Annotated in this window: 31 protein-coding genes; 10 read left to right on the forward strand and 21 right to left on the reverse strand. The window is 60.4% G+C overall.

Annotated features, from left to right (window positions below):
* Positions 1-121: 121 nt before the first annotated feature.
* Positions 122-640, reverse strand: coding sequence for a hypothetical protein (locus AC1RAD_RS10865; protein WP_492734765.1), 519 nt, complete (start codon positions 638-640; stop codon positions 122-124).
* The gene (locus AC1RAD_RS10870) at positions 621-1,418 is read right to left on the reverse strand and encodes a hypothetical protein (RefSeq protein WP_492734766.1); all 798 of its coding nucleotides are present in this window, start codon (positions 1,416-1,418) and stop codon (positions 621-623) included. The genes AC1RAD_RS10865 and AC1RAD_RS10870 overlap by 20 nt, the downstream gene beginning before the upstream one ends.
* Positions 1,419-1,643: 225 nt before the next feature.
* On the opposite strand from AC1RAD_RS10870, the gene AC1RAD_RS10875 reads away from it, so the two are divergent.
* A complete protein-coding gene (locus AC1RAD_RS10875; RefSeq protein ID WP_492734767.1) occupies positions 1,644-1,970 on the forward strand; it encodes a hypothetical protein in 327 nt (108 codons plus the stop codon).
* Between the two features lie 109 nt (positions 1,971-2,079).
* Here the strand turns inward: AC1RAD_RS10875 and AC1RAD_RS10880 are convergent, their stop codons facing one another.
* Positions 2,080-2,502 carry a hypothetical protein gene (locus AC1RAD_RS10880; protein ID WP_492734768.1) on the reverse strand — a complete coding sequence of 141 codons (423 nt, stop codon included), beginning with the start codon at positions 2,500-2,502 and terminating at the stop codon, positions 2,080-2,082.
* A 678-nt stretch (positions 2,503-3,180) separates the two neighbouring features.
* Between AC1RAD_RS10880 and AC1RAD_RS10885 the strand changes: the two genes are divergently transcribed.
* Both AC1RAD_RS10885 and AC1RAD_RS10890 read left to right on the forward strand, forming a co-directional pair.
* Positions 3,181-3,822, forward strand: a complete 642-nt coding sequence (locus AC1RAD_RS10885) for a hypothetical protein (protein ID WP_492734769.1) — start codon at positions 3,181-3,183, stop codon at positions 3,820-3,822.
* A gap of 527 nt (positions 3,823-4,349) precedes the next feature.
* Complete coding sequence (locus AC1RAD_RS10890; RefSeq protein WP_492734770.1) at positions 4,350-5,171, forward strand: hypothetical protein; 822 nt, start codon at positions 4,350-4,352, stop codon at positions 5,169-5,171.
* Between the two features lie 96 nt (positions 5,172-5,267).
* Here the strand turns inward: AC1RAD_RS10890 and AC1RAD_RS10895 are convergent, their stop codons facing one another.
* The 4 genes from AC1RAD_RS10895 to AC1RAD_RS10910 form a co-directional block, all read right to left on the reverse strand.
* Entirely contained in the window at positions 5,268-5,636 is a 369-nt protein-coding gene (locus AC1RAD_RS10895; RefSeq protein WP_492734771.1) for a hypothetical protein, read from the reverse strand.
* 880 nt (positions 5,637-6,516) lie between these two features.
* Complete coding sequence (locus AC1RAD_RS10900) at positions 6,517-7,137, reverse strand: hypothetical protein (RefSeq protein ID WP_492734772.1); 621 nt, start codon at positions 7,135-7,137, stop codon at positions 6,517-6,519.
* 211 nt (positions 7,138-7,348) lie between these two features.
* Positions 7,349-7,774 carry a hypothetical protein gene (locus AC1RAD_RS10905; protein WP_492734773.1) on the reverse strand — a complete coding sequence of 142 codons (426 nt, stop codon included), beginning with the start codon at positions 7,772-7,774 and terminating at the stop codon, positions 7,349-7,351.
* 358 nt (positions 7,775-8,132) lie between these two features.
* A complete protein-coding gene (locus AC1RAD_RS10910) occupies positions 8,133-9,002 on the reverse strand; it encodes a hypothetical protein (protein ID WP_492734774.1) in 870 nt (289 codons plus the stop codon).
* Between the two features lie 314 nt (positions 9,003-9,316).
* Here AC1RAD_RS10910 and AC1RAD_RS10915 point away from each other — a divergent pair, with 314 nt between their 5' ends.
* The 4 genes from AC1RAD_RS10915 (at position 9,317) to AC1RAD_RS10930 (ending at position 11,438) form a co-directional block, all read left to right on the forward strand.
* On the forward strand, positions 9,317-9,619 hold the full coding sequence (locus AC1RAD_RS10915; protein WP_492734775.1) for a hypothetical protein: 303 nt from the start codon (positions 9,317-9,319) through the stop codon (positions 9,617-9,619).
* Positions 9,619-9,969, forward strand: a complete 351-nt coding sequence (locus AC1RAD_RS10920) for a YdcA family protein (RefSeq protein WP_492734776.1) — start codon at positions 9,619-9,621, stop codon at positions 9,967-9,969. The genes AC1RAD_RS10915 and AC1RAD_RS10920 overlap by 1 nt, the downstream gene beginning before the upstream one ends.
* A gap of 265 nt (positions 9,970-10,234) precedes the next feature.
* Positions 10,235-11,188: a hypothetical protein gene (locus tag AC1RAD_RS10925; RefSeq protein WP_492734777.1), complete on the forward strand. Its 954-nt coding sequence runs from the start codon at positions 10,235-10,237 to the stop codon at positions 11,186-11,188.
* The gene (locus AC1RAD_RS10930) at positions 11,157-11,438 is read left to right on the forward strand and encodes a DUF1367 family protein (RefSeq protein WP_492734778.1); all 282 of its coding nucleotides are present in this window, start codon (positions 11,157-11,159) and stop codon (positions 11,436-11,438) included. The genes AC1RAD_RS10925 and AC1RAD_RS10930 overlap by 32 nt, the downstream gene beginning before the upstream one ends.
* A gap of 162 nt (positions 11,439-11,600) precedes the next feature.
* On the opposite strand, the gene AC1RAD_RS10935 is transcribed toward AC1RAD_RS10930, so the two are convergent.
* The 13 genes from AC1RAD_RS10935 to AC1RAD_RS10995 form a co-directional block, all read right to left on the reverse strand.
* Complete coding sequence (locus AC1RAD_RS10935; protein WP_492734779.1) at positions 11,601-12,053, reverse strand: hypothetical protein; 453 nt, start codon at positions 12,051-12,053, stop codon at positions 11,601-11,603.
* A gap of 322 nt (positions 12,054-12,375) precedes the next feature.
* The gene (locus tag AC1RAD_RS10940; protein WP_492734780.1) at positions 12,376-12,729 is read right to left on the reverse strand and encodes a hypothetical protein; all 354 of its coding nucleotides are present in this window, start codon (positions 12,727-12,729) and stop codon (positions 12,376-12,378) included.
* A gap of 99 nt (positions 12,730-12,828) precedes the next feature.
* Entirely contained in the window at positions 12,829-13,170 is a 342-nt protein-coding gene (locus AC1RAD_RS10945; RefSeq protein ID WP_492734781.1) for a hypothetical protein, read from the reverse strand.
* 2 nt (positions 13,171-13,172) lie between these two features.
* Positions 13,173-15,128, reverse strand: coding sequence for a hypothetical protein (locus tag AC1RAD_RS10950; RefSeq protein ID WP_492734782.1), 1,956 nt, complete (start codon positions 15,126-15,128; stop codon positions 13,173-13,175).
* A gap of 10 nt (positions 15,129-15,138) precedes the next feature.
* Entirely contained in the window at positions 15,139-15,402 is a 264-nt protein-coding gene (locus AC1RAD_RS10955; protein ID WP_492734783.1) for a hypothetical protein, read from the reverse strand.
* Between the two features lie 13 nt (positions 15,403-15,415).
* Positions 15,416-15,838, reverse strand: a complete 423-nt coding sequence (locus AC1RAD_RS10960) for a hypothetical protein (protein ID WP_492734784.1) — start codon at positions 15,836-15,838, stop codon at positions 15,416-15,418.
* Positions 15,839-17,140: a hypothetical protein gene (locus AC1RAD_RS10965; RefSeq protein ID WP_492734785.1), complete on the reverse strand. Its 1,302-nt coding sequence runs from the start codon at positions 17,138-17,140 to the stop codon at positions 15,839-15,841.
* Between the two features lie 44 nt (positions 17,141-17,184).
* Positions 17,185-17,982, reverse strand: a complete 798-nt coding sequence (locus tag AC1RAD_RS10970; protein ID WP_492734786.1) for an ATP-binding protein — start codon at positions 17,980-17,982, stop codon at positions 17,185-17,187.
* Positions 17,957-18,952 carry a hypothetical protein gene (locus AC1RAD_RS10975; protein ID WP_492734787.1) on the reverse strand — a complete coding sequence of 332 codons (996 nt, stop codon included), beginning with the start codon at positions 18,950-18,952 and terminating at the stop codon, positions 17,957-17,959. The genes AC1RAD_RS10970 and AC1RAD_RS10975 overlap by 26 nt, the downstream gene beginning before the upstream one ends.
* Complete coding sequence (locus tag AC1RAD_RS10980) at positions 18,949-19,194, reverse strand: hypothetical protein (protein ID WP_492734788.1); 246 nt, start codon at positions 19,192-19,194, stop codon at positions 18,949-18,951. The genes AC1RAD_RS10975 and AC1RAD_RS10980 overlap by 4 nt, the downstream gene beginning before the upstream one ends.
* Positions 19,194-19,391, reverse strand: coding sequence for a hypothetical protein (locus AC1RAD_RS10985; RefSeq protein ID WP_492734789.1), 198 nt, complete (start codon positions 19,389-19,391; stop codon positions 19,194-19,196). Before AC1RAD_RS10985 ends, AC1RAD_RS10980 begins: the two co-directional genes overlap by 1 nt.
* Positions 19,388-19,627 (reverse strand): helix-turn-helix transcriptional regulator, encoded by a 240-nt coding sequence (locus AC1RAD_RS10990; protein WP_492734790.1) that lies wholly within the window; start codon positions 19,625-19,627, stop codon positions 19,388-19,390. Before AC1RAD_RS10990 ends, AC1RAD_RS10985 begins: the two co-directional genes overlap by 4 nt.
* Positions 19,627-19,935, reverse strand: coding sequence for a helix-turn-helix domain-containing protein (locus AC1RAD_RS10995; protein WP_492734791.1), 309 nt, complete (start codon positions 19,933-19,935; stop codon positions 19,627-19,629). Before AC1RAD_RS10995 ends, AC1RAD_RS10990 begins: the two co-directional genes overlap by 1 nt.
* Before the next feature lie 468 nt (positions 19,936-20,403).
* Here AC1RAD_RS10995 and AC1RAD_RS11000 point away from each other — a divergent pair, with 468 nt between their 5' ends.
* A complete protein-coding gene (locus AC1RAD_RS11000) occupies positions 20,404-20,688 on the forward strand; it encodes a hypothetical protein (protein WP_492734792.1) in 285 nt (94 codons plus the stop codon).
* Positions 20,689-20,798: 110 nt separating this feature from the next.
* On the opposite strand, the gene AC1RAD_RS11005 is transcribed toward AC1RAD_RS11000, so the two are convergent.
* Positions 20,799-21,047, reverse strand: coding sequence for a transcriptional regulator (locus AC1RAD_RS11005; protein ID WP_492734793.1), 249 nt, complete (start codon positions 21,045-21,047; stop codon positions 20,799-20,801).
* 84 nt (positions 21,048-21,131) lie between these two features.
* On the opposite strand from AC1RAD_RS11005, the gene AC1RAD_RS11010 reads away from it, so the two are divergent.
* Together AC1RAD_RS11010 and AC1RAD_RS11015 are read left to right on the forward strand one after the other, a co-directional pair.
* On the forward strand, positions 21,132-21,839 hold the full coding sequence (locus AC1RAD_RS11010; RefSeq protein ID WP_492734794.1) for a hypothetical protein: 708 nt from the start codon (positions 21,132-21,134) through the stop codon (positions 21,837-21,839).
* 76 nt (positions 21,840-21,915) lie between these two features.
* Positions 21,916-22,590 (forward strand): hypothetical protein, encoded by a 675-nt coding sequence (locus AC1RAD_RS11015; RefSeq protein ID WP_492734795.1) that lies wholly within the window; start codon positions 21,916-21,918, stop codon positions 22,588-22,590.
* Positions 22,591-22,641: the final 51 nt, after the last annotated feature.

The raw sequence follows: 22,641 nt of genomic DNA on the forward strand, positions 1-22,641 counted from the left end.
TCGGGATCGGCTCGCCAACCGGCATAGCTTCTCGGCGGAGTACTAGCCCACAAAGCCCGCCGAATGCTCAAAACCGGGGCATCGAGCTATGCCTCGCACAGCTCCCCCCCGATGGCATCGGTCACTTTACCCGCTTGAGTGAAGGCCTAAGTGGTGGCGGACCATCCTGGACTTGGCTAGGCTCCTGAGCCACAGGGACCAGCGCCGCACACGCGTCGCCAGCTTTAGGCGACTCGAGCGCTGCCGCTCTCAGACGCTCGACATCAGTGCAAAGATTCAATACGCGCTCAGCACGCAGCAAAACATCAGAATACTCTCGCTCAGACAATGAGTCTTCAAGGCGATAGTCCGCGAAATTTCGAAATCTTCTGAGGCGCGGCAACGCTTGAGCAATCTGATTGGCGTTCGTTCGACCTGGCTGAATAGATTTTCCATACACCACGGCCCGACCGATGATCTCAGCGTGAGAGGATTCACCATCGATGCGGACACTCTCTTCCGTCTTCGGAAAGGTTGCATCCGTTGCGTGAAGAGTAGCGTAGTACGCCCGAGAGATCACGCATCGCTGCCATGTCTCATCTTTCTTCAGCGCAAATAAATCCTTCGACAGTTGCAATAGCTCAGCAGGCGATGAGGGCATCTTCTTCTGCGGAAAGGTAGTGAATTTGCACAGCAAGGCGACTTGGGTTCCACCGATCATCTCGAGCGAGTCGCTGCGCGAGTTCGTCCTCTAGCCGGAATTCCTGCTCGATGTCTCCAAAAAACTCAAGCGCCATCGATATAAACGGTGCACCATCCGGATCGTCCAGATCTTCATAACTAAGCGACCGCGTACGAACTCTTGAGTCAATCAGAACTTGTCTAGCAGTTAACAACTCGCTTCCAAGCCAGTCCTCCGACACGTCGGCACGCCCCAAAGCGGCGAGCAGCTCACCAGCGTTCGTGTCAAATCCCGCCTCTGGGTTCAACTCGATGCAACGCTTCTGAAGTCGCGCCGCATCTGAGACCCTACCGAGAGCCACATAAACGGCTGCAGCGTGATTCACCGCTTGGGGGTCCGAAGGGGCCTGGGTCGATACAGCGTCTGCGAGCCCAGCCGCCAAGTCGGGACGCATGATCAGATTGAACGTGACGATTGAGTTGACCAGAGCCCAAACAGACCTATCGAGCTTCAATGCCGAATCAACGTGCACCTTAGCACCCTCGACGTCCCATTCCAACGCAGCGACTGCCGACAAAAGAATGTACCCCGAGGCGACTTCATTCGTTTTGAGCACTGCGCTTGCGTCGCGGCGCAACCGCGCCAGCGCAAGCGCATCGGGCTTTGCGTTCATGAGCAAGAGCTCGCCTATCTGGTCGAACAAAGCGGCGGATTTTGAAGCGGGCCGATTGAAAATCATATTTGTAACAGAGAACATTGCGTCCACTGTTTTTTCCCATTATGCAGCTCAGATGCTGAGCCCTCCTAGCCGTTCCGCTTTTGCCGACGCACAGAGGAGACAAATTTCAGTCAATGCGGAACGGTTCGCCCGAAAAACCGCATGGACGTTGGATCCTGTGAGGGGTCAACCTCCCCCGCTGACGGGCATGCCAACTCGATTTCGCGAGGTTTCGCTCCTGCGTTCGCACAACGGCATTCGCACATGTGGAAGCCCGCCAGCCCCATCGTGATCGCCGGCCAAGCCCTGACCGATGAGGAGGCTTGGTGGCACGAGTTCATGGACGAGTTCTATGACCTGTGCAACGGCGCAGTCGATGGCGACTGGCTGACCATGATCTGCTACCAGCTCTATCCGCTCGCGCGCAACGTCGACCCGAAGCACATGGCACAGATCGCCCACGTCATCTTGAAGTTCGAGCCCGCGGAGTTCGTGGAGCGTCAGCACGCGGCCCGCGCCCAAACGCTCCACCTGAAGGCGTCCGGCCCATGGAAGTCTCGCTGCCCGGGTCCGTGGCGGCAGCGCGGGTAGCTCAGGCCTCGACGGGCCCGGTGTCGAACAACTCGAAGCTGATCTCGCACAGCCGCCCTTGAGGCGGCTTTTTCATGGGCACTCGTTGATCTGCGATCCGATGTCGGAATCAGATTGGCTTGCTGACGCTTGTCGCCGCAGAAGGGAGTGCTTTGAACGAGGTCAATGCTTGGACCTGAAGCTCGAGGTTCCTGACCTTCTCCTCCAGCTCGCTCCTCTTTGCATTCCGCACGTCGAGCACGTTGTCCATCGCTGTCATGAACAGAATGAACGGCACTCCGAACAAGTTGAATATGTGCATCAACAGGACCAGCACTTCACCACGTGTAGGTCCAGTGGTGGAGTGCCAGAACAGCCAAATGCCGAAGGTGGAGTTGACGACGAGCACGATCAAAAAGACGATCTTTATCCATCGCTTCCAGAAACGAACCAGGTTGTCGCGCTTGCTCTCCTCAAGGGCGGCAATAGGTATCGAAAGACCGACGAGCGCGATGATTGTGCCGACGATGAAGCTGAGGAGCGAGAGATCCATGGTGCCTTGCTGAGTGCTTGTTCAGTACGACTATATCCACGGCGCCCTCCCGGCCCGCTACCACCACCCATACAGGATGATCTGCGACACCTTGTTCGGAGCTCACCGTCTCCGGGCGGCTTTTTCGTGGGCGCCGATCCGTCGCCACCGGGTTCCGTGGGCTCCCACAAATGGGGTATTGGGTCTGCAAGACCTTCCACTAGATTTGGCCATTCCTAGTTGGAGGAGATAAGGATGAGGGTCAATCACCTCTTTGCGCTCGCAGTCTTGCTTTGGGTCGGCTCACCGGGTCACGCATCCCCCTCAAGTGACACTTCCATTGCGTCGCCTCACGGCTGCGAAGTCATGGCGAAAGATTTGGAAGGAATGAACAGCCTTCCGAATACCCTGGAGGTAAACACCGAGCGTGCGGCGAAGTTGTACGCATACGCCAACCGAGGCTGCGGAAAAGCCACCGAGGCCCACAAGAAAGAATTTCTAGACTCGTATCGCCAACTTTCAGCAGAGTGCAAGCGAGCCAGAGGCAGAAACTGCGACCCTTTGAATGCTCTTGAACGCCCAACGGTTCAGGCGAGCGGGGCCAATTCCGTGCCCCCGGATAACAGCAGAAACCGCCTCAAGGCCGGGAGCCCTGCGACAAATGCCAGTAGCGGCGCGCGCCCTATCTGGCCGTCCGACATGGAACCCGGCAACGTCTATTTCGTTGTTGAAACCGGAACCGGACAAGAAGAGTATGCGCCAATCATGGTTTCTGCCCTTAGCGGACAAGAGGCGGTGGCGCGGGTACAAACTGCTCGGGCGAAGGACCGCTCTATGACCGCTGGTAGCTACAAACTCCTCGCAGGCCGCGAGTGCATCGGTCCGGCATGGGGCGCCGTGGTCCAAATACACAGCGCTTGGTGGGGCGGCGCCTGCGCCAACACCCCGGCTGCAGCCATCGAAGGGGCTTATATCGCTTGTCGGCAGCGATCCCCCCAAGGCCAGGACTGTGGGCAATTTCAAGTTGACATCGTGCTGGTGCTGAGCGGCAGCACCTCCTGGAATCCAGCAATCTATCAGATGGGCAATTCCGAGTTCGGACGATTTGGCTCCTACGCTGCAGAGACCTATATGTCCCAGTACACGACCCGCCCAGTTAAAAGCATGCTGCAGGCACTCACCGGTTTCGATAAGGCGTGTGACGATAGGCGGCCTTGCTACAAGACCTCATCGAACATGCGTTGTGTGAACAGCTTTGATCCGGGGGAAAGCATGAAGTGCCTGGACCGTAATCTGACGCCCAATGGCCTGACGGGCTCGATACGCAACAAGATTCAATGACACACCGCGAGCATTGAACTGTCAGCACCCTGAAAACAGAGCCGGCCTCGAGTACGCGCTGACGGAAGTCAAGTCGTTGTTGGCGGCTATTGAGCCAGCAGCGCCCGGTCGTTCTTCACGGTGCCGAGCAGAAGCTGCACTTCGTTGTCTCGCCCTTCAACAACGGGTCGACTCCGCTCAAGTAGCTGAAGGCAGCCACATAGGACTTTAGTCCAATGCGCTCGATGGAACGCCCACCTAGGATCGCGCGTCCTTGGAGGGGTCTTCTCATGTCATCTGCTTCCCGCGCCGCGGGCCTCAGCCTTCGGGTGCAGCTCAAGCTCAACCCAATATCGCGCCTCATGCTGAGCGCAATGCTGCCCGCAATCCTTTTCGCCTGCGGAGGCGGTAGTGGCGGGGGCGCGCCATTTGCCCCCATCGCCGTGGCGCCTACTCCAGACATCCCGCCGCCCCCACCGCCTCCTGAGCCGCCGGCTGCACCGCCACCGGCCGTTACTCCGCCGCCAGCAGCACAAACAACGACCCTCGTGCCCAGCGTCGACAGGCTCGCGCTGTCAGCAAACAACCCGCGACTGAATGCAGCACTTACAGGCGCGATGCGCACGATCACCATCACGAATACGGGGCTCCACGATGCCAAGGGGCTCACGGCGGCTGTCTCGCCGGCGTTGCCCGCCGAAGCCTCGTATTCCACGAACTGCGGCGGCGTGTTGCCATCCGGCGGCAGCTGCCAGGTCACCGTGTCGCCCGGCCTGACGCCCACGGCGGCGGCGCTGGTCGTGGCACCCGCGCCGTCCACGCTGCGTGTCGCGGGCGACAACACCAACCTCTCGATCACCGACATCCACATCCTGAGCTATGGAAGCGTGTACCAAGCGGGCTATGTCTTCAACCTGGACGACACCACGGCTCCAACCGGCAGCGTTGGCGGCAAGGTGCTGGCCCTGTCGCCCGCCTCGAACGGAGAAATATGGGGCCCGGATGGGTCGACCACCGGCGTGCCCTACGGCGACGGACGGGCGACGACACAGGCCCTCGTCGCCCTGTTTCAGGGCCAGTCCTCGGCGGCGAAGACCTGCACCAGCAGTTCCGCTGGCGGCTATTCGGATTGGTATCTGCCGGGATTGTGCGAAGTGTTGGACTGCAGCCAGCCAATGGGCCGCACGCTGCTGACGCGGTATTTTGGAAGCGACGACCCGTCGATCTTCTATTGGCTGGCGGACCCGCAACCCCAGGGGAATCCGCCGTCGGTCACGACCGCCAATTCGTACAGTGTTTCCGGGGTCAACCATGTGACGCTACGCAGCAACCTCAAGCCCACTCGCTGCGTGCGCGATCTCTCGAACTGATCAGGCACACGGGCGCTTCTATCGAAGTGGCCGAGAACACGCCTGGCGTGATGGTGGCCGCGGATGACACCGAGGTGCCGCTGCAATGAAATCTGGTTACTTGCGCTTCTTGTTTTGGTACAACTCCATCGCAGAGTTCGCAAAGTCGTATGCGACGGCGTGGATTGGCGCCTCTGGATTTTTTGCACACACCGTGTCCAAGACCCTATTGATTAACTTGTGATTGGGCACCGCTAAAACCATCTTGTCTTCGGAGCCATCCGAGTTCCTGCTCGACAGATAGCCCTGCACCCAGGACTGCACCATCGCTTCCGTGAGGACCTCGTTGTCCTGCTGCGGTGTCTTCCGGACCTGTAGCCAGACATCGCATTTCACGACACCGATACCGCCAATAGCCGACTCGGCCCAAGCCAAGCCCGTAGCAGCCAGCATGACGGCCAGAAGAATGTATCGAGTGGATTGCATGAACCCATTGTCCACTGCGCGCCCAATTTCAAAAGCCGCGCACTACAACCTGCTGGGTGTCCTGCTCGATGCCCAGCAAGGGCTACCGGTGGCGCTCCATCGTTGTTGGCCGTCCGGTACATCGCTTGCCTCGCCAGCTATGGCAGCCTCGATTGAGTTGTGCTCGCGCGGGTCAGTAACCAGTGCACCGGCGTTCAGCAGCCGAGCGGTGTAAATGCCAGGCACATCTTTGTGGATGTCGAGGGTCAAGATCATCGGGCTTCCAAGCGAGTTGAATGATGTTATCGCGAGCGACAAGCATGCTCCGTTGCCACGAGCCCGCTGTAGGACGGACTTGCTCGCCATCTCAACGGGATCGATCTCTCAGATGGGGCATATCGCCTCCTCTAATCCGGAGTTTCTTGCTTAGCATTCGCTTGCCCGTTGAAAGAGTGACCTCGACTTGAAGGAGCGGGCCATCGAAACGGCTTAGCATATTGCTCCCAACGCGGTGGCTCAACGTAACGGGCTGGTACGCCTCGAGCTTGAGCGGCTTGTCCTTCATGAGGTCAAACACGACGGCTCGATAGCGAAAGACCTGATAGAACGTGGGTCGCGCCAACGGGTGCTCAAGATGCCGTCGCCATACATAAGGCCGTGAGTACGCTTGCTTCGCATAGCACTCCACGACGTAGACGGGCACCTTGCTCCTGTTGGTGATGGTCGTACCGATGGTCTCGTGCGCATCCTCGCCAAATCGGACACTAAATTTCGGCTCAACGTCGAGCGGCCGCTGCCACCGCCTGAACTGCCAAACGATTCCCACAATCGTCGCTAAGGCACCCGGCAGCGCGAGTATCTTTCCGGCCGCCTCCAAGTACTCCATGTGTCTGCCTATAGATCAAGCGACCAGAGTCGCATAGTAGTAGTCGCCGTCAAGCTTCAGTAGCGTCGATTTCGGCACCATTTCGCCTGTCGTGACTTTCGCAGACGCAACCTTGACGGACGGGTCGATCGTCCTGGCGTACAAGTGATAAATCAAAATGAGCAGTGCCCCAAGGGCGTTCAGTGCATGCTTCAGAGTCGCCTCGTGAAAGTGTGCGTCGCGCTGATGTTTGACATTGTTGTAGCTCCGCCACCAGAACGGGTTGGCGGGTGGCGGAACAGGTTGACCAGGCGCAGATGGGCCAGGGTGGCCCCAGTTGTCCCACGGCTTGAAGCGCATCCCATAGCGCGCAATGACTATTTGGTCGTTGGGCAGGTCGGGAAGAGCCGCAAGCAAGATATCCCGGTAGTCGTTGATATTGCCTGGTCGGGCCCCGGGGTGGACGACCTCACAGAGCAGCTTTGCGACCACATCGACCTCAGATGCCGCTGCAAAGAGTAGGTGTGCCAACTCGATGGAGAAGACGTCTTGATTCCTGTCGTCAAATTCCACGTAGCGCGTCATGACCTCTAGGTCGCGCTCAAGCGCCAGGAAGTAGTTCCAATGAAGCTTGCCTGGGGAAACGTGGATGGTCACGGGCGCTGTTCTTGAATGTGTCGCAGTCTCTTACTTTACATGCCTAGGAGCGGGAGCCTTTGCGTCGAACGCCAGCCGCCATCCCCTTGTAGGGATTCGCCACTCGGCCGACCTGCGAGAACATTCCCCTCGGCGCCTTTGCCGGACCGTTGTCTCCTCGCCTGCTACCTTGCGGGTGATTCGCCCGCCGGGTTCGCCCGAGCGGGCTTTTTTATCGAGGAAAGATCGGTGCGGCGATCAGCTGTTCGAAGACATGCGGGTCCTCGAGGTCGCGTGTCCCGTCGCACAATGTGACCGGAAAGGCGAACGGTGCGGCCAACGATGCGCGCGTTTCCAACTGGATGTAGACCTTCGCAGGGCCATCGTCGGCCAGGATGGTAGTCACAGCGACAACGTCATCACGCTGGCGAACAACGGCTTCGAGCTGTTTGGCGACTTGGGTTCGAAGCGACTCGTGCGTGGCTTGCTCAGCTGTTTCCGCCGCCTCGAATGGCGCAACGAGTTGGCGCCTTCCGTCCGCGAAGAAGGCGATCCCGAATGGGGGAAGGTCTCCCATCTTGTTGAGGATTGCTGTCGCCGCTTCCGCTGAACTGTGCACCGCACGCGCGGCTAGGTCCTCAGGCGATTCGTCAGTCATGGTGTTCGGCTTCCTGATCTAACTTCCCGCGCAGGAACATCCCTGCGCTCCAGACGGGGATTCTGCACCCCCTATAGGGTTCGACCCCTCGCCATGCGCCCGGAACACTCGCGAGCATGGCAACTCGCAAGCCGACCAAGAAAGAAGAAGCGGCTCTTCGGGCAGCGCGCCAAGAAAGCATTCTCCGACCTGGTCTACATGAAAGACGTCGAGCTCGAGACTGCCCGAAGACCGATCGCTATGGCCGGAGCGCGTGGCCGGAGCCGCCCTGCACACCTGGGTTGCCAAGGGCCCGGGCGAGGAGTCCGGCATGACGGACACAACCGCGTGACCAGGCTTCGACCAACTGCCGGGGCTTTCAAGCGGCCCCCGTCCCCTCATCAAGGCGCTTGGTAAGCTTGACGGCAAGACCGTTCTTCCACGAATCCCGAATAGCTGTCGTCGTGTGCAGCTTCTTTGATGGGTTCCCTTTTGGCGTAAGGCCAAAGACACGCAAGCAGATATCGCCAGACGTACGTGGATCCGCATACACCACGAACACACCCGCGGAATTCTCGTGCCGCTTTACGAACGAGTGGACGCGTCCATCGACGATCCGCTCGAAGCCCATGCCTGCTAGACGCTCCACTGCCCATTCAATGCCTAGCGGCCCCTCGCCGTCGGCCCTGCGATGAGGACGCCATCTTGGCTCCGAGTCATCGATAAGAACTGCGGGAAGATTGGGGTCGATCAAATACAGGGGCTCTACAGCAACGCGTTCTTGATGCCGGTCTTGGCTCGCCTTCTCGGCAGCCGCTTCAGCCTCGGCAAATTTGCCATTGAAATGCGCTCGAGCGATGGTTGCGGAGACTTCCATTACCCGGCACTTCCAAGTGTTGCCCCACCCCGTTAGATGCCGTCGAAGCCCTTCTGGCAGCGTATAGCCACTGGCATAGGGGCTCGACGAACCGTCACCACAGAGAGGGCAATAGGCACTTCTTGTCAACCCGCCCGACGCCCCCTCGACGGGCTTCGCGAGTTCGATGATCTCTTCGACCAACTCGTGAGCCCACCGCCTTCCCGCTTCTCGGCTGTCGCAGAGGTAGAACCCATTCAAAAGTCGCGGAAACGGATCCGTTGTCATGTCCAAGACCAAATGGCGCACTTCGGAAAGTTGGGCCTCGAGGTGCGCAATACGTGCTTCGCGCGGATCAGCGTCCTGAACGTGGTGGTAACGAATTCTGCTCATAGACGTAAGTCTTCCTATAGCCCGGGTTTTGTCAACGGCGGCAACACCCAGCACACGTTAGCGCCGCCCACGCCCAACAACGACGGAAATCTGAAGCCGCGCCAGGGCATGGGTCACCCAGTCGGCGTGTCACTTGCAGATGATGCCGGCGACGCACGTTTATCAGCGGCAACTGCAAAAGCTTCCGCTCGAACGACAACACGGTGAACAGAGATCACGGTGCGCGAGGCAACCCTCATTGCGTCCATGTCGCGAATCCCAAAGAATGAGGTTCATCGGAGATTCATGAATTTAGGGGTAGGAGAATGGAATGGTTGACGATCCTGATGCTCGAAAAGCCCAAGGCGGTCAGGGGGTGGGGCAAGGCGCTCTTCAATGCTGGGGGGCTTGCCACGATAGTGGGAATCTGGGGGGTGCTCGCCCTCCGGGCAATTGCGGTGCCGGCCAAGCTGCGAAGCACCAACGCCGTCACGCGCAGTCTGGCCGATGCCTACCCCGCGTTACCCACCTGGTGGATTCCTGAAAGCGCGGCTGGCTTCGCCTTGAGCATTGGCATTGCTGCCGTGGGCGTGTGGCTTGTCATGGCCACCAAGCACGTCAATCGCACCTTCCGTTGATGAGCCGCCGCGGCCGAGCACGAAGCTGCACGCGATGCCTACAAGTGCTTCTGGCCGCAGCAGCACTGATCGTCAGCGGAGTCTCTTCAGCGAACTATCCATGTTCCGGTGGGAAAGGTGGAGTCGCCCGGTGCAACGGTGCGCTGTTTATCTGCAATGACGGATCGATCAGCGGCTCAAAGAAGAACTGCTCGGCCGAGCTAGGCGCGCCGGCGCTCAACCTGATCGCCCCTCAACGTGCAGCGGCCGGGGGCGATTGCTCATGCCGCTCGAACAACATCTGCACGGGCCCACGTGGTGGCCAGTACTGCTTGAGCGACACCGGCGCGAAGAGCTATGTGCGGCGCTGATGAAGCTACTGCGTCGTGACGCAAGGCCGCGCGCGCACTGTGCTTGGCCGCCTGACCGATCACCATCAGGAGCGACCATTCCCCGTGAGAGGGACTGAAGCTGGACGCCGTGGCCACGGGCTTCCGCACCGAAGTCTCTGGTCTTTCCCGCCAGCAGATCCTTTAGCGTGTTCACGACCGCGCCGGGCAGTTCGAGCGCCAAGGTTGCCGGCCACAATTCGTGTGATCACCATTTCAGCTTGGAAGGCCCAAGGTGCCCAGAATCTTGTTGCAGCAGAACGGCGTTGTGCGCCATCTTGCCTCGGTCAACGTTACACACGACGGGTCGATAAAGCTCGACTTGGTGCGCAATGGCCAAGGGAGCGTGAAATGGACTCGGACGGGAGTAAATGGGCATGCGGGCCCGACAAACCACCTCGCGGTCGAGGAGCGAAAGACCAAGTCGATCACCATCCATACCACCGGGCGAATCAACTACCACTTCCATCCCAAACACTCTAACTACGCGCCATGCTTGATGGATCTGGAAGGGCCCGTGCCTGTTGTCATGTATTCGATCCCAGCACTCGCGCTGCTCGACGAGCAGGTAAAGCCAGAGTCTGCAGATTTTCTTGAGGTCATCCCCGGTGAGGCAGTCGGGAGATTGAGCTTCCGCTTCGATATCCTGCCGGCAGTGAGTCCGCCTGAAAAGCAGGAGCTTTGCCGATTCGGAGTTGAAGGCCTGTTCGCTCTCTCATGCATTGCCTCCTCAGGCAATGGTGGTGTTCCGCTTGGAGGCGGAGTCCCTGAAAGTGGATTCACAACCGTTCGTCCAACCGGGATGCTGCCTTCCCAAGTGATTGCAGAAGAAGTCGCTTTTCTCCGATTCCATCGGGCGAGGTACACCAGCAATTTGAGCGGCAACGTTGCTTCAGCACAGTCCGCCGAAGAAAGCGACGCATTGCCAGTGGAAGCGATGATCGCACTTGGGCCGTTCGTCTATCCACCCAATCAGCAAGGCGTGTGGACGTGCATCGCCGCGGCTCCAATGCGGGTGGCGCCAAAACTTGAGGTTGTGTTTGCAGATACCCGCTACGAGGCGCATGTAGAAAATGCGAATCATGCGGATACACGACTGTCCACTGTCAGGGTGCGATTCAAGGTCTTCAACAAGATAGCAAGCGCGTACGAAAAGAAAATCGTGGAGATTGTGTCCATCGCACTCGAGACTGGGTTCTAAAGTCACCGGGCAGCGAGTCGGTACCCTACTGGACCGCGCCGAGGCATGGACCGACCTGGACAAGCTGCGCTACTGGGCGGTGATGGGCGCCGGCTACTTCGACCTGGTGCCCGGCTTCGACGGTCAGCCCAACGCGATCCCGCGCTCGCTCGACTTCGACAGCATGGAAAAGGCGGACTTCAGCGAGCTGCACCGCGCGGTCGACGCGTTCCTCTGGACGCCTCGAAAGTTGCGTCTTCGGCGCTTTTAGGGGTTGCGCCCGCAACTTGCGCAACTTTGCCGTCCGCCTTCAGTTGCGCTCTCTCTGCTACTTTCCGCTGCGCATCAACCTTCGTCCAGTTGTCGCCGTTGGCAATCGTCCAAAAAGCGCAAAAGCCGCCCTGAGGCGGCTTCTACGACTGTGCGAACGAGGTTAGTGGGGGGTCCGTCCCCACATTTCGAGAACGTGCCAACCCAAGTACGCAGTGACGCCCAGAATGAGGAACCTGAACTGCCACGAGGCGGCCTGCACTGCTAGTCGGTTGTGCTTCTCGGCAATGTCAGTAAGCGCTTCTACGCCGATGGCGATGCCTTCCGGATGGCGCCCCACAAGCGGGTCGCGGCCATCTCGCAGCTTCAGAAGGCCCATGTTGACGTTTGCAACCGACGCCACCCTGTTGATGTGCACGCAGCCGCACCAAAAGCTCGCCGCCCAACATGCCACTGCGAAGGCCAGCGGCACCTGTAGTGGCGTAAGGGTTGCGTCTTTAGTCTGCGTCGCGGCGAACCCAATGCACGCGCCAACGGCCGCGAGCAGGAAGTATGTGTACTTCTCCAGACCAGCACGATGGTGGCGGTACAGCTCGAGTTCGAGATCAGCAGACATCGCGGCCCCTTGGTTGGTGTCGCGAGATTCTAGGAGGGGGCCGCGTCCGGCGTCCCTCGGACATGCAGGGTGTGAAGCCAAGCCGGAAACCGTTTCGAAACGAGGCATTTGAACGTGCCCACAAAGAGGTTCTACAGAGGGGCGAGCGCAACCTGAACAGTTTAGAAACGCTATGAAGGATTTTTAAACTATGAGATCGCTCGGATGACCTCGACCCCTGACCAGGTGCCGCGAGTTGATCTACAACGCCAGCTCCCGAAGCGGCCCAGAACTTTCTTCCTCCACCCTCCTCCTTTTCGTTTCAGGGCCGGCCGTTGCTTGCTCATCGCCTTACCAGTTTGGCCATCGCCGCTATCCCCGCGCCGGCAAGGTTCTGCGCAGGGTCGTCACGACACGCGCTGTCGACCATCGTTCGTACTGCAGCGGCATCTGGAAGATTGATCGTCTTGCCTCCGGGCATCGCAAGCTGCATTGCATTCATCCCAGAAAGGAAGCCCTGCATCCAAACCGTTTCGTTGATAGTCCAGCTATCCGCGCCCGTGCGCATCTGCTTGGAGCGCGCCTCGCTCCAGTGGCCACAAGACATACTTCCGACTCCGACGATCTGCCCTTGGGCGTATGTGGCTGCGCTCCCTACGATCAGCGATGTGATCGCGATGACTCGTCTAACTTTCATAGCCCTTCTCCTCCTCGAATGCTCGTAGAAGGAACGATTCTGCCGTGAGTTGCCTACCTGAAAGGCGGCGAGGACCGTCTAGCGCTGCGCGTGAGAAATCTACGATGACACCAGCACAAGGCCGTTGCGACGCATGGTTGACTGGATGTCCAACCCGCCGATCCTTTGCACGTAGCCAACGTCGGTCTCTCCAACCCACCGCGCTTCGCCCAGTAAGCGCACGGCCGCGGCCTCGTACGGAATAACAAGGGCCTTGATGCGCTCGCGCAAAGCCTCCGCCGCGTCACCCACCTGTAGACCGCTTGTGGCGCCCCTAGCCGTCTGAACCACGAGACTTGCTGCCAAGTCCGCCAACTGCCCTTTCTGATCTTCTACCTCACAGAGAAGGGCTGCTGCAGTTGCTTGAAACCGCACAAGATCCACGGCGGTTCGGTATTGCATCTTCAACCTCCTGTAGACACGTCGAATGCGCGAAGAGACATGCGGCCGTCGGCGGTGCGCGGCCCGGTGCTCGGCCGGCTCAGTTCCTTGGCCTGGTAGTTCGACACCGTGCGGGCCAACACCTTGCCGTCCAGCACCGTCGTGCTTTCAACCTGCACCATTTGCGGGGCCGCGCCGCGGATGGTCGGGTTGCCGAATGCCGCGCCGCCACCGTTGGACGCGAATTCACCAACGGGGTTCATCGGCTTCGATCCGCGCCTGGCCTCGTTACCCCACGTCTCCGGCTTCTCTCCGATCAAGCCACTGATCATGTTTCCGAGGGGATTGAGCGGCGAGTGCTTGTAGAGCCAACCAACACCGGAGACCAACGTGTTCACCGCCTTCTCGTTGTCGGCAATGAACGAGGAAACGCCACGCATGAATGTGCTCGAGTTCGTCAAGATATTCGAGAACGCAGGCAACATCGTGATGCCAAAATTGGTCTTGAAGTCTGTCCACGCAGCAATGAATTCGGACTCTTTTCCAGTGAGGGACTTCTTCCAAGCTTCGATGGTTTGCTCACCATTCATTGCTCGGTTAGTCATGTTGAAATCGCGCATGACTTGGCCTTGCTGCGTCGTAAACGTAGCGGCCAAGTTGCTGCCGGTTCGGTTCGACAACAGTCTGTTCATGAACGAGATGACCTCAGAGTCGGTCTTCGCGCCCGCGGCCTTCGCTGCCGCGGTGCCGTAGGTCATCAGCCACAGTCCAGGGTCTTCCCGGGCCATCTTTTCATCTTTGATTGAGGTGATCTGTGTCGAGCGAGTTTGCTTCGAGCCGACCGCACCGCTGACTACCGTTCCGAGAGTCACAAGCCCTGCCTCTTGCAGCGCCGCCATTGTCTTCTTTGTGGTCCGACCTGCTACCAAGTTCTGATAGAGGGACATGATCGCAGTACCAGTCGTCGCACCGCCCTGCTCTTGAGCCACAGTCATCAGGCGCATGACGCCCTCAGCACTGAGGCCCTTCGCAGCCGCTCCGCCCTTCTTATAGAACTGTTCAATCCCTGCAAAGTCAAGTGCACCACCAGAGCCGGTGATGAGTTGCTGCACGAAGTTCAAGCCCTTGGCGAAATCCGCCGGGCTATCGGTCAGCCCGCGCATGTCGTTGACACGTGAAATAGCTTGAGAAGCGCCCTTGTCGATCACTCCGATTTTTCCGGCGAACAGCCCAGAGTTCGCGGCGTTGAGCTGAGCGATAAGCGGCGCGACCTGCCTAGCTGAATCTAGAGAACCCAGCATCCCGACCGACTCGCGCACGGTATCGAGGGTGTCCTTGCTGGAGACACCAAAAATGCGCGAGCCCCGCGCGAAGGCGCTGGCCTGCTTGTTGACCTCGTCACCAAGATTCAGGGTCTTGAAGCGGACGAAGGCGGTTTCGTAGTCCTTTGCGGCCTGGTACATCGAATTCGCCACGTACACCGTGGCTGCGGTAGTCGCCAGCGGCACGATCGCACCGCCCACCCCGAAGCCCATGGAGCCAACACCGATGCCTCCGGGGCCCATGCGGATGTTGCCGCCGTGCAGCCCGGTGTTGTTCCAGTTGCCGCCAGCACCACCACCGCGGCCATCGCGCCGGCCTCCACCGGCTGCAGCGCCTGCAGCCGCCGTAGCAGCCCCACCGCCGCCTCCAGAGGCCCCAACTGCAGCCGCGCCCGCCAAGTGGGGCATGGTCGCCGCGTTGGCGCGCAGGGCCGCCATGTGCTGATTCAGCACCGAGGCGCTGCGCGTGGCGCGGTCCATGGCCACGGCGGATGCGTTCGAGGCAGTCGCGATGGCGCGCAGACCAGCCGCCTCTGCGCCGATGGTGCGCAGCGTGCTCTTGTAGGCGACCGTCAGCGCTTCGATCTTCTCGAAGTCGCGCGCCAGCAACGCGAGCTGCGGGGAGACAAGGTTGTTCAGCCGGAGCGTGATGCCCACAGAATATGCTTCAAACACCACTCGTCCTTTCGATCACCGGCGGGTAGTCAGCGGCTCTTGCATATCCATACATGAGGCAAAGCTCACGAGGTGCGGTGAAGTGTTCGCCGTCGTAGTGATAGCCGATCGCGACCATCACGCCCGCCGGGACCTCAACCATGGTCGCCCCGGCTGAAGTACCCGATGATTTGAGATCGCCTTCGCGTTCGATCAAGTTAGTGACCACGCCGCTTTCGATATGTGCATATGTCATTTCCTGTCCTTCAATGTGCATCGAGGTCACCAAGTCAAAGCTGCGCCGCAGCAACGAACAGCGCGTCGAGCGCGGCGTCGTCGAGATCGATCTGTGCAGCAAGCCTGGCCAGGAACGGCGATGCGCGCTCGACCGAGGCGGCGAACTCCCACTCGATCTCGGCCGCCTCCTTTTGCGGGCTGGGCAGCGCGGCGATGGCGTCGCTGACGGCCTGCAGCTTTCCGGCGCCCAGCAGAGCCAGGCGGGCCTGCCGCATCGTCACTGCCGCGGGCACAACCACCACCGGTTCCGGCTCCGGCGGTTCGGCCGGCGGGTTCAGAGGGTCGTACTCCACCAGCGTTGCCACGAAGTCCGGATGAAACCGTTCCTGGATGGGGATCTCGTTGTCCAGCGCATTGAACACGGGGGGAAGGATTTCGACGACGCGGCCGGCCGTCATCAGTGCGTAGGTCTTCATTTATGCGTACTCCCAAACAATCACGATGCCGGCGAAGCCATCGCCGCCTGCAGCGGCCCCCCCAGAGTTGTTCAGCACGAGGCCACTGCCGCCGGCGCCATAGTTGACAGCGTCGATGCCCGCGTTATTCCCGGCGGGACCTGCAGCGCCCAAACCGAACTGGCTGCCACCGCCATTGCCTCCGAAGCCGCCGTTAGCCGAAGCCGAGCCGCCAAAGGACGGATTGCCAGCGGCGCCGCGCACGCCATAGAGATTTGCGCCTGTGGGCGCTGATGTCGGTACGCCGTTGCCGTTCACCGCTGGAGGCGTCTGGTTGTTCAGCGTGCCGCCACCGATGCCGCCGGGCACGGTTAGGAGCGAACCGATCGAACTGGAACTACCATTGCCTCCTGTGGTGCCTGACGCTTTCACGCCCTTGGCGCCAACCGTGATCGCTTGCGAAGCTCCGACCGCCGAGGCAGTGAAAAGGCCGCGCCCATAGGCACCGGCACCACCCGGCGCGCCCAAGCTGATATTGCCTGCGGACGCCGTGCCAGCACCACCCCCTGCGCCGCCGCCTGCCTGCGCTTCGCCGATGATGAACGTCATCCCAGGCGTCGGCGTGTAGGTTCCACTCGCGGTGAAGACCTGCACGCCAAGAAGGCGGCCCTTGGTGATGGGCTGCGCGCCCACCAGCGGCGCCGCCGGGTAGACGCTGATGTTCGCGTTCACGACGGTCGACGCACCATTGGCGACAGTCACCACGAAGAGCCCGAGCTTGCCGGCGTCCGGCGCCGGCGTGGTCTGCGTGCCGGTCGTTGCCGCGGTGCCTGGCTTTGCGCTGACCACGGCGATGCCCTTGCGCACGGTCGGCTGCGCGGCACCGGAGTTGGCTGGGCCCGAATAGGCCACCGACGGGTTGCTGGCGTTGTAGTACGCCAGCACGGTCGAGCCGCTATCGCTGTCCTGGTAGCCAACCTGGATCAGGTAGTTGATGCTGAAGCCCGGCGTGCCCGGCGGCGCGATGGCGATGGTCGCAGCATCCAGCAAGATACCCTGCTTCACGATCAGGTGCGCCGTGTCCTGAGGCAGCGAGCTGACGGCCGTCGCCTCCAGGTTCTGCTGGCTGTAGATCTCGCCTGGAGCAACGAGCACGTTCAGCGACGGCACGACCGTCTGCGTAGTGCCGAAGCCTGTGGCCATGCCACCGGTGCCGAAGATGGCTTGGCTCAGCTTAGCCAGCCCCACCATGACCGACTGGTTTGTGAGCAGCAGGTCCGTTTCGAGCGGCACCTGCCCGGGGTAGTTAATGACTCTATCCATATGGAACTCCTAGTTGGATTGGTTTCCGATCAAACTCAAAACTCTCATGCACGGCTCCCGCGATGACTCGGCCAGCTCATCGGCACGATGCGAGAACCCTCGCGCAATCTGTCGTACGCGCGATCCCCCAACACCGCCTTCAAATCTGCGACAGCGAGGTTCGAAATGACGACGGTCGGCCGCTCTAGTCGGTACCGCTCGTCGACGATGGCGAACAATTGCTCGCGTTGCCACTCGCTATCACGCGTCACACCGATCTCATCGAGCACCAGTAGTGATTGATTGCTGAGCCGGTATAGGAGCTCGTCCGCGGTTTCAGGCTCATTCCAGCCTGCGCCCTCTTTTCGTCCAAAGCTCTCACGAAGCATCTTCATGACCTGGTGAACGGCGTGAATGCTGGCGCTCCGCAGACGTTGACGAATGACGTGCGAGACGATGGCCGAGCCAAGGTGCGTCTTGCCAGTGCCAGGCGGCCCGATCAGCCAGAGCCCGCCGCCAGCATCGGCGTTGAACGTCTCGGCGAACACGCGGCACGCCTGCAGCGCCGCGGCCTGCACGGGAAAATCCGCGGTATAGGTGTCAAACGTCGCGCGCGAGAACCTGCCAACCAAGCCGCTAAGACTGAGACGACGAGCAAGGTCTGCCACCGCTCGCGCATCCGCTTGCCTCTGCTGTTCCTCGGCTTCTCGCGCGACACGAAGCTGCTCCTCCTCCGCGGCACATGCGGGGCACCTCTTCCACAAGCGGCCGGCGCGCTCCACGGCCATATACGTGCCGTGGACCTCGCAATTGAGCGGCTCACGCACGCCGGAGGTCTCAGGCTGGAATTGATCCGTCGGCATTCATGCCCTCCGTGTAGTCGATGTCAGCGAAGCCGGTGTGCGTGGAGCGAGCTTTCGCAGCACCACGGTTGTCGTAGTTGCCCTGCAAGGTCTTCGTGAAGTTCTCAGCCTTCAGGACCCACTGCAGCGACGCCTGAAACTTCCGGTCGTTGTGGCCGGTCAGGAACGAGGACTTGCCCACCCGAGTAAAAAAATCCGCGAACCACGCGATTGCTTCGGCTTCCGTGCTAGCGAGGCGCACGCCGGCGTCGTCGGTCTCTGTCATCAACCAATCCCAGCGCGCGCGCATCGCATCAGCTGACTTACCTTTCCACAGTGACGCAATCGGTGCCGGGTTGACCGGAGCCTTCTGCTTCCAGAGTTCGATCAAGAGCTTGTGTGGACACGCAGGCAACTGTGTTGCCAAACCGCTCTTGGTTTCTTCCTTGGGTTCTATTGGGTTCTCTTGGGTTTCGTGTCCCGTTTTTGGTACCGGTGGCAGGGAAAAACGGTACTGGTCACCGGGAAAAACGGTACTGGTACTCGGGAAATTTGGGACCGGTCCCGCTTCTGGTGCCAGTTCCAGTTGCGGCACCTGTCCCGGTCCCGTTTCTGGCACCGGTCCCGAAGTTGGAACCTGTACCAAAGCAGGTACCGGTGCCAAAGTCGGGACCGGTCCCGCTTCTGGTACTGCTTCCATGCACAGCACGAAGACGATGGTCTGATTGGTTGCACCATCGGTACCGACAGCCCTGATAAAGCCTGCTTCCTTCAGGCGTTTGATGTTCGCGATGACGGTCTTGCGATCTTGGAGGGTGCGCTCGCACATGCTGGCGATCGACAGATAGGCGTGTAGCGCCGGCCACTCCTTGCCGAACCTCGAAACGGATGGGCGATCGCTGGCCACGTTGGCCAATGTCACCAAGAGTTGTCGCGCGCCACTGCTGCCAGTGGGTTGCTTCTCTGCCCAATCGATAGCCGCGTTGCTCATCGAATCCCTTCGTGCGCATGCACCTTGGCATCGATGGCGCCAGTCACCAGATCTACGAATATCTGCAGGTGGTCGAGCCTCTCGAATCGGCGGCACTGCCCCCAGCACGTAGCCAGATAGCAGTCCCGGCCATCTTCGAAGCGTTTGTAGATCGTGTGGCCGGCGCGCGCCGCGCGCGTGCGCAGCTGCTCGAACATCCTGTCCGTCACGGTCACGCTCGAAGCGATGGCAGTGCGCGGCATCAACGAGCGCCCTCAATTGCCTTGGCGATCTGGCGCGTAAATGCACGCAGCCTGTCTCCGTCACCTGTCGCACGAATCGCTTGGAGCGCCGCATGAAGAGCATCCGGCAGTGCGTCGCCGGTCTTGATCTGCGTGATGAGCTTCTGCGCATCCTGGCAGGCCTTGGCGCAAACGAGCACTGCGGTGGCAGTGCTCATGCTGCACCCGCCCGTTCGCGCAACCAGGCCGTCACGTCGCCCGCACGCCACCGTGTACAGCGGGCCCCATCTTTGATCGGCTGCGGGAAGCCGGCTGCTGCCATCTTCCTGCGGATCGTCGACTCGCCCAAGCCCGTAATGGTCTTCACAACCTCGATGCGGAGAAGCGCGTCGGGAATCTGGGCTGCCAGGATGGATTGCGCAGCCGGGCTGCGCGGCTTGGTGTTCGTGCTCATCAGTCTGCATCCTCAAAAATCAATCGGGCGGGCGTGGTCTGTCGCATCGCTTTTTCGAACAAGACCTCGAACGCCTGGAACGTGCGGGCGTCAACGCATCGGAAACTGGAATCCACGACCTTCAGACCGGCATGCGCCAGTACGTTGGCGAACTTGTCGAGGTGGTCACTCAGGAGGCGCGAGATCGTGCTTTCTGATACGCCCATGGCCGCGGCAATGGCCGCCTGGGTGGACTCGCGCTGAGCCGCCTGCAGCACCGCTGCAGCAATGCGACGCGCGCGCAGCGCCGGAAGACCTTGCTCGTTCATGCAGCACCGCCCGCAAACTTGCAGCGGGCCCAACTGAGCGGAGGTGCTGCACGCGATCGTGCAGAGGTGGTGCTCTGTCTTGCTGGTCTTTCAGGAATACGAAGTCGAGACTTCATTCCCATGCACACACCACACCGCCCCATTCGCTTCGAAGCCGTGCCCGCCCTACCCTTGCCCGACGGCTCGGTCTTGCATCGCAGCTCACGTACCGCCATGGCCGTCAATCCCACTAGCGTCGGCCGGTTCACCACGACCGTGATGACATCGCAGTTAAAGTTATCTGTCGAGCGCGGCGCGCTGCAGATCGAATGCACCGGCAGGCGCCTGGAGGTCGAAAGCACCGAGTCCGCAGTAGGAGCGCGGCGGCGCGCATGGCGCGTGCGGGGTGCGCTATGACAGCGGCTGTCCGTCCCCCCCCGGGGCAGAATGGAATTTCCTACACGCCTATCCTTGAGAGGGGCAGACAAGATGAACGACGAACAGCTGCTAGTCATCGTCACCCTCCTTACCGGCTTGGAAGCAGCGGTGCTGCACCTAGCCAACGTGATCGCAGAGCACAAGCCAGACGAAAAAGAAACGCTGTCCAAGTCGTTCGAAGCAATGGCGGATGGAATGGCAAATCAGTTGCTAGCGCTTCCGTTCCTTCACATCGCGTCAGGACTACGAAATTCGACGAGACAGCAGATGAACGATCTGCTCGATCGCCTGCGGCGCGGGCCAACGCCTCCGCCTTCAGCCCCGACTGGCGGTTGAGTGACGGCGGCGAAGATCGCTCCGCCGCCTGGAAAGCTGCAACCAACTCGGCTCGCGCTGCGGCGAACCACTCCACCGCGAGGTGGCTTGGCATATTGGCGAGCTCCATTTCAAGCCGCCTTCTCTTCAACGGGCGCGGCGCCAGCCTGCATGCGCAGCACGTCCCAGGCAACGTCGGGGCGCAACTCTTCACAGCGCACTGCACCGTTTGTGGCCCGCTCTATCGCGGGACACTTTTCGGCAGGCACACGCCGAATCCCCCGTGACCATTGCCACACAAGCTGCGGCTGAGCCCCGATCGCGGCAGCCAATGCCATCTGGCGGCCGCGGGCTGCATCGACATATTCGCTAAGTTTCATACCTCAATGTTAAGCGCATCGCATAGAAAATAGAAGCGCCGCGCATATTGTTTCGCTTAATATCCCACACCGACACTCTCAGACATGAAAACAATCAGCGAGATCCGCCTCGAAAACCTGGAACTACTCGTCGCGCTGGATGGCACCTTGGAGTCCGTTGCCGAGAAGACAGGGAGCAGTTCCGTCTATCTAAGTCAGATCAGGAACTCAACCCTCGACCAAAAGACAGGGCGGCCGCGCCAGATGGGCGATCAAATGGCAAGGCGGTTGGAAGCGGCACATGAAAAGCCTCGGGGCTGGATGGATACGCCGCATCCGGCCCCAGGAACAAACAAGCGCGTGCCGGAGCACGGCTTTGAAATCGCAGGACGCAGCGGGAATGTCGATGCCATACCCGTAGTGGGCTCAGTGCGCGTCGACCGCGAGGAGTTCGTAGTGGACACAAGTCATGCGGGCGGATTCGTTCTTGGATCGGGCTTGCAGGATGGCTATGCACTTCTGGTGCGAGGCGATGGCCCAGCTAGGTCGCTCCGTGATGGGCAGTACTTGGTGATCGAGCGGAACGGCGACCCCATGTATAGCGACTACTGCATCTTCGAGACGCGCGAGGGGGAGAAACTGATCGAAATCCGAGCAAGACGCGAGGGCGGGCGCGTCTCCGCCGAGGTGGTCTACTCCGGCAACCGCCTCGCCCTCGATGAAGATGAACTTAGGGGTGTCGACTGCGTAATAGCAGTGGTTTCGCCAAGCCGTTTTCGACAACACGCGGGCGTCGAGACCGCGCCAAAATAAAGCGCAGCGCTTGAATTAATTATTCAAAGCGCTTAATATCGCTCCGACAGCCCATCCCGGGCTCTTGGAGCGATAGATGCAATCCACTCTCACGCGATCACGGCCCGTCGCAAAGAAGGCGCCGCAGTACCCTAGCGCCAGCTCAGCGCAACAAATCGGCATGGACATGGTGCCGCCCTACGGGGTGTACGTCGACGGCAACTGCATCGCCGAGTACGACACCGAGGAAGAAGCCAGTAAGCGCTTCAATCAACTCTGCGGCAGGCCCCCCCTGGTGCAACCCGGAGCAGCCCTAGCTACACCGCGCTGGGAACTCCTCTGCTACCGGCCATCACGCGCCGGGTTCACGATCGAATCGAAGGCACCTGACGGCACTGTGTACGTGGAGGACATCGCCACATTCGTGCGCGAGATGCCAACACGGTTTTGGGGCAGCAATCTCGACGAGGCTGAGCACATCCTCGAGCTCCACAAGCAACTCGGAGCCGCGAAAGCGCAACGAGCGGTTGCCGACACGCCTCAATCCGAAGCGCCCTTCGCCCTGGGCTCTCTCGTCACCGATCGCGACGGCTCGCCCACAGTCTTGGCACGCAGCATGTTTGCGCCGTTCTGGATCTGCGTCGATGGCGTGGTAGTGGCCGAATACGGCGACGACGAGGAAGCCGCAGAAGCCCACTACACCCCTCTGCGGCTGGCGCTTCGCAAGCGCATGGGCTGGCCCACTGAACCGATCCAAGTGAACGCCTCGTGATCGAGCTCGCCTTCCTCATCCTGCTTCTTCTCGGACTTCGATTCGCAAGTG

The sequence above is a fragment of the Variovorax sp. GW823-FHT04B03 genome, assembly GCF_058796495.1.

Bases quoted from the DNA above. Each gene is read 5' to 3' on its own strand.
- AC1RAD_RS10955 (WP_492734783.1), bottom strand. From the start codon at position 15,402: ATGCACATTGAAGGACAGGAAATGACATATGCACATATCGAAAGCGGC.
- AC1RAD_RS10990 (WP_492734790.1), bottom strand. From the start codon at position 19,627: ATGAGCACGAACACCAAGCCGCGCAGCCCGGCTGCGCAATCCATCCTG.
- AC1RAD_RS10975 (WP_492734787.1), bottom strand. From the start codon at position 18,952: ATGAGCAACGCGGCTATCGATTGGGCAGAGAAGCAACCCACTGGCAGC.
- AC1RAD_RS11015 (WP_492734795.1), top strand. From the start codon at position 21,916: ATGCAATCCACTCTCACGCGATCACGGCCCGTCGCAAAGAAGGCGCCG.
- AC1RAD_RS10910 (WP_492734774.1), bottom strand. From the start codon at position 9,002: ATGAGCAGAATTCGTTACCACCACGTTCAGGACGCTGATCCGCGCGAA.
- AC1RAD_RS10895 (WP_492734771.1), bottom strand. From the start codon at position 5,636: ATGCAATCCACTCGATACATTCTTCTGGCCGTCATGCTGGCTGCTACG.
- AC1RAD_RS10945 (WP_492734781.1), bottom strand. From the start codon at position 13,170: ATGCAATACCGAACCGCCGTGGATCTTGTGCGGTTTCAAGCAACTGCA.
- AC1RAD_RS10885 (WP_492734769.1), top strand. From the start codon at position 3,181: ATGGAACCCGGCAACGTCTATTTCGTTGTTGAAACCGGAACCGGACAA.
- AC1RAD_RS11005 (WP_492734793.1), bottom strand. From the start codon at position 21,047: ATGAAACTTAGCGAATATGTCGATGCAGCCCGCGGCCGCCAGATGGCA.
- AC1RAD_RS10980 (WP_492734788.1), bottom strand. From the start codon at position 19,194: ATGCCGCGCACTGCCATCGCTTCGAGCGTGACCGTGACGGACAGGATG.
- AC1RAD_RS10965 (WP_492734785.1), bottom strand. From the start codon at position 17,140: ATGGATAGAGTCATTAACTACCCCGGGCAGGTGCCGCTCGAAACGGAC.
- AC1RAD_RS11000 (WP_492734792.1), top strand. From the start codon at position 20,404: ATGAACGACGAACAGCTGCTAGTCATCGTCACCCTCCTTACCGGCTTG.
- AC1RAD_RS10865 (WP_492734765.1), bottom strand. From the start codon at position 640: ATGCCCTCATCGCCTGCTGAGCTATTGCAACTGTCGAAGGATTTATTT.
- AC1RAD_RS10940 (WP_492734780.1), bottom strand. From the start codon at position 12,729: ATGAAAGTTAGACGAGTCATCGCGATCACATCGCTGATCGTAGGGAGC.
- AC1RAD_RS10995 (WP_492734791.1), bottom strand. From the start codon at position 19,935: ATGAACGAGCAAGGTCTTCCGGCGCTGCGCGCGCGTCGCATTGCTGCA.
- AC1RAD_RS11010 (WP_492734794.1), top strand. From the start codon at position 21,132: ATGAAAACAATCAGCGAGATCCGCCTCGAAAACCTGGAACTACTCGTC.
- AC1RAD_RS10935 (WP_492734779.1), bottom strand. From the start codon at position 12,053: ATGTCTGCTGATCTCGAACTCGAGCTGTACCGCCACCATCGTGCTGGT.
- AC1RAD_RS10870 (WP_492734766.1), bottom strand. From the start codon at position 1,418: ATGTTCTCTGTTACAAATATGATTTTCAATCGGCCCGCTTCAAAATCC.
- AC1RAD_RS10985 (WP_492734789.1), bottom strand. From the start codon at position 19,391: ATGAGCACTGCCACCGCAGTGCTCGTTTGCGCCAAGGCCTGCCAGGAT.
- AC1RAD_RS10920 (WP_492734776.1), top strand. From the start codon at position 9,619: ATGAGCCGCCGCGGCCGAGCACGAAGCTGCACGCGATGCCTACAAGTG.
- AC1RAD_RS10875 (WP_492734767.1), top strand. From the start codon at position 1,644: ATGTGGAAGCCCGCCAGCCCCATCGTGATCGCCGGCCAAGCCCTGACC.
- AC1RAD_RS10880 (WP_492734768.1), bottom strand. From the start codon at position 2,502: ATGGATCTCTCGCTCCTCAGCTTCATCGTCGGCACAATCATCGCGCTC.
- AC1RAD_RS10960 (WP_492734784.1), bottom strand. From the start codon at position 15,838: ATGAAGACCTACGCACTGATGACGGCCGGCCGCGTCGTCGAAATCCTT.
- AC1RAD_RS10970 (WP_492734786.1), bottom strand. From the start codon at position 17,982: ATGCCGACGGATCAATTCCAGCCTGAGACCTCCGGCGTGCGTGAGCCG.
- AC1RAD_RS10905 (WP_492734773.1), bottom strand. From the start codon at position 7,774: ATGACTGACGAATCGCCTGAGGACCTAGCCGCGCGTGCGGTGCACAGT.